The 4,374-nt window shown below is 48.1% G+C and carries 4 protein-coding genes; all 4 read right to left on the bottom strand.

From position 1 onward, the window contains the following. Positions 1-157 precede the first annotated feature (157 nt). Positions 158-1,123 (bottom strand): phosphotransferase family protein, encoded by a 966-nt coding sequence (locus tag WKI47_RS04245; protein WP_340225927.1) that lies wholly within the window; start codon positions 1,121-1,123, stop codon positions 158-160. Next, complete coding sequence (locus WKI47_RS04240; protein ID WP_340225926.1) at positions 1,120-2,076, bottom strand: hypothetical protein; 957 nt, start codon at positions 2,074-2,076, stop codon at positions 1,120-1,122. Before WKI47_RS04240 ends, WKI47_RS04245 begins: the two co-directional genes overlap by 4 nt. A gap of 317 nt (positions 2,077-2,393) precedes the next feature. Continuing rightward, a complete protein-coding gene (locus WKI47_RS04235; protein ID WP_340225925.1) occupies positions 2,394-3,269 on the bottom strand; it encodes a hypothetical protein in 876 nt (291 codons plus the stop codon). 143 nt (positions 3,270-3,412) lie between these two features. Then, positions 3,413-4,333, bottom strand: coding sequence for a LysR family transcriptional regulator (locus WKI47_RS04230; protein ID WP_340225924.1), 921 nt, complete (start codon positions 4,331-4,333; stop codon positions 3,413-3,415). Between the last annotated feature and the right edge of the window lie 41 nt (positions 4,334-4,374).

Raw genomic sequence — 4,374 nt, 5'->3', positions numbered from 1 at the left:
TTTTGATTTTAAGCAACTTAATTTTTAGCTATTTATGTGTTTTGCGCGATACAAATGACGTAGTCGAGTCTTTGCATACCAAATTCGATTGTTCAACCATTTCGATCAATATTGTTTACATAATTTTTATTATGTAATTTTAGTTTATTCGTACTGTTCATACCTGAGCAAAAGCGTTTCTAGCAATATCGGCAAACTGCTCCACGTCGCCGGCACTGCAATCGATCGCCCAGCGCAGTTTATCGAATGAACGCAAAACGAATAATTTTTTCGTCTCCTCGAGAATGGAATCCGGAAGTCCATATCCTTTCAAAAAGGCCGAGATCTCGTTGTCTTCGGGCTTTCCTTCGACCATTTGAATTAGCATGAGTTGCATCAGGTCCACATGCGGCACCGGACCGACTTCCGCGCTGCCCCAGTCGATCAGCACAACATGCGGAGACGCCGTACCCGGCGTATCGCTTACCAAAATGTTCTTCAACGACAAATCGCCGTGGTTCAATCCGAAATTCCATGCTTGCCCCGCCAATGTTTCGAAAAGCTCGCGCGCCTGCCGGGATTGAGACCGTGTGATCACGCCCAGCTCCAGCAGCGGGTCCCGATCGTTCAAGCTTTCGATATTGTAACAAAGATAATCGTTCCAGCTTCCGTCCGAACCCGGATGCGGCGGCGAAAAGAACGTTCCGCGTTTCGGGTCCGACAGGTTCTCGCCGTATCCTTCCACCGGGATGCGATGAAGACGAGCCGCGTATTCGCCGATAACGAACCATAATGAGGCTGGATCGGCGGAGTGATCGAGCCCGTTAGCACCGTTTTCAAAGGTCTGAATCATATAAGAAGTTTCGCCGCAGCATCCCAGTTCCAGTACTTTCGGTCCCGGAATTCCGGCAAGCCCAGCCTGCTCCATGCACCATTGTTCCTTCAAGTAAATATCGCTCGCGCGCGAATCTTCGACGTTCATACGGATCACGATCCGACGTCCTAACGTTTCCGCGATCCAGACTTCATTGACAAAGCCTTTGCCGAGGATCGGAAAGACCGAGACTTTAAACGCGCTATCGCGTTCTTTTTCGAAAAAAGTTTCCGCGATCCGAATCGCCAACTGTTTCGTTTTTACGCTCATGGGCTGACCTCTTCTTCTTTTTCGATTTGCTTCAATTCCATGTTCAAAACGTCGAGTAGCGAATAGAAAAAGCTCATGGAACGCAGCGGGGTCGCGGAATCTTTATGCCTGTCCAGGAATTCGTCTTTGAACAAGAACGCTTTTTTGTGCCAGTTCCGATCGTACATCCCGCCAAACAGACCGAAAAAGGCATTGGACAGCATGGAGGCGAAAATAATGAAGCGCAAATCTCGGCTTTGCGGGCTTCGGGCTCCTTTGACTACCGTATATTCGCTTGCCCATAGTTCCGCCAAGGACATCATTGTCATTTCCGGGCCGCCAGGGCGTACTTCAAAGTACTGCTCTCTTTTGCGTTCGCCAAGTTCTTTCAATTCCACAATCGTCAGAAGATGTCGGCTACCCCGGCTTAAATCTTTGCGCATTTTATCCCGGATGACCGGTAACGAAATCTGGGGAGGAGCATTCCAATCTTCGGTCATTCCCCAAAATTCCATATCGATCGCTTGCCAATTCGGGCGAGGATGTAATTTGACCTCATGCGTCTCCGCCTCCCACCGCTGCTCTTCTGTCAATTCTATCTCTTTATATATAAAAGGTTTTTTCTTGGACGGATTCATCCGCTCGACGTAATCATCCCACATTTTTGCTTCATCTAACACGGTCAAGCGTCTAAAATGCGGCTTGACCGCGTACAGCAGCTCGACGATTCGTTCGTGAATCTCATCCGGCGCGAATGCGGTCTTGGTAAAATCGTCCATGCGCAATTTGCCGTCAAACACAAATCTGACGCTTTCCGATTCCGGATGCGGAGCTGCCCAAATCCCTTTTTCAATCCCGTCAATCTCTTCATACGGCCAATTATGCTCCGCGCAAAAGACCTTGACCTTTTCGATCAGTATGTCCCGGTCCTCGGTCGATTTCAAAGTTCCTTTGTAAAAAATCGTTACGCCCATCCGCTTGATCCTCCTCTAAAGTCTGCGGATTACGCAGAATCTTGTATCCGCATCCGCTAGCTGCTTCGCCGATCCGACTTCATCTGATTTTCGCAGCATGAATTCAGGTTCTTGATTATTCATAACACCCTGCCGAATCGGTCAAACTTTTTCTGCCCGTGTACGTTAAATTTTGAAATAAGCATATTGATACATAATTTTTATTATGTAAACTTATATATCCGCGTTGGATTTATTCTTCCCATACCATCCGATCTATTTATCGCACGAAAAAGACGAAGAGCCATAGCTCTCCATCTCTTTTTAACTTTTTAAGATTAATAGCGATCCAAAATCAAATTCGTTTTCAACGAATCGGCAGGCACTAACCAGCCTTCGGATTGTAGTTCGTCCATCAGTTCTATACGTTGCGAAGCAGCGTCTGCATAATTATCGGTCTTGAACGAAATTTCGACGACAGAGTCTGTTCCCGTACCTGAAGCGTTCAGGATTGGCCATACTTCGATATCCACGTCCACGCCATTAAAATCACCGCCATACTTGGTGACTAACACCGGACCATAGGCGCGTGCGTCTTCTAGCGTATCTTTACCCCAGCCTTTGGAACGCGTTTTTTCTAACTTGCCCGGAATTTCGTCGACCAGCATTTCCAGCGCTTTTATATCGGAAGGAAGAGTCAGTCCTTTGGATGCTTTCTTCTCCTTGGTCACCGAGAAGCTCAGCGTCTGCTTGCCATATCCCCAGTCCACTTCGGCCTTGTAGTTGTTGTCGGAAGAATCGAATCCTGCGGCATTAGCTGCGGCCAGCGCTGCATCGATCTGACCGTTTTGCACATCAAAACGCTTTTTGTAGGTCAGCTCATAGTCCGATTTACTTTCTTTTTTGCGTAAACGAATATTCCAGCTCTCGCTATTCAGGTCAAGGGCGTCTGTGTCAAAGTATTCGACCATCAGGCGCTCCGGAGAACTTCCGATATCAAAGACCTGATTCACAGCCGTGCTCAAACCTCCGCCAGAGGTCAATACTTCATCGGAATCAAGCAGAAACTTCACTTCGTAGCCAGGAACGGCATTCGATGCAGCGTTGGCCTCCGGCGCGGTGCTCCATCCCGTGAACAGAACGGTACTTCCGAGTACAGTAACGGCAACAGTCTTCACAAGCTTGCGCGGGCTTAACGGCTTCAAGAGATTCATGGCGATTCTTTCCACTCCTTCGAATGATGGTGTCGATTACTCTTTTACTTTAGAGGAGCGAAGTTAGAACGATATGAACATCTGCCGGGATTGCGGTAAAAAAGGGCAATAATTTACTGAAGTCGTCCAAGATTTTGTTGAGTTTATATTCGAACGTTCTCAATGATCCATTCAGTTAGTTTATCCGTAAAACGAGCCAATAGCGCTGATGGATAACGATGCTTGTGGGTTGCCATATAGATCTTTCGCTTAAAAATGTTACCCGGCGGTGAGTAGGTATGCAACAATCCTCGCTCTACTTCGGACTGAACAGCCAATCGGGATACGAAAGACACATGCTCGCCCAACATCACGGTCTGCTTGATCGCCTCCAGCGAATCAAACTCCAATCCAATCGGCAACGGCCGCCCGTGCTCCTCCAACCAACGTTCGGTTAGTTGCCGAGTGCTGGATTCTGAGCCGTGCATCACGAAATAAGAGGCTGCAATTTGCTGCGGTGAAGGGTCAGATATGGAGGCAAGCGCATGCTGCGGAGAAAAGATCAGTACCAATTCATCCTCACAGACCGGCTCCATGCGCAAATCCGGCGATTCTAGCGTGTCGGTAGATATGAGTCCCAGGTCGATCTCTCGACGCTCTAGCATACCCTGAATAACGGGAGCGGGTTTCACCAACAACGAAAGTCGAACTCCGTGATACATGGCGGAGAAACGATGGAGCATCCCCGGTAACAAATACGTCGCAGGTACGTAGCTGGCTCCGATCTTCAGCTCGCCTTTGCGCAACGTATCGAATTCCCCAACTGCCCGCTGGGCTTCTTCTGCCAGTTCATTGATTTTGACTGCATAGTGGTGCAAGGCTTTACCCGCATCCGTCAGCAATACGCGCCCCATCCGTGCTTCGAACAGTTTCACGCCGAAATCCCGCTCCATATTTTTCATATGAAAAGTGATGGTCGGCTGCTTTAATTCCAAAATATCAGCTACGGCCGTAATTTTATGATGCTTCGCCAGCAGTTCTACGATTCTGAGTTTAATAATATTCATGCCGTTCAGAGGAGTCATCGGTTGCCTCCGTTTCTTCTGACGTTCTCTTATCTATCAGT

Source organism: Saccharibacillus sacchari (assembly GCF_037722395.1).
GTDB lineage: Bacteria > Bacillota > Bacilli > Paenibacillales > Paenibacillaceae > Saccharibacillus > Saccharibacillus sacchari_A.
The sequence above is the reverse complement of the archived record's forward strand: the minus strand, read 5'-3'. Positions and strand labels throughout refer to the sequence as shown.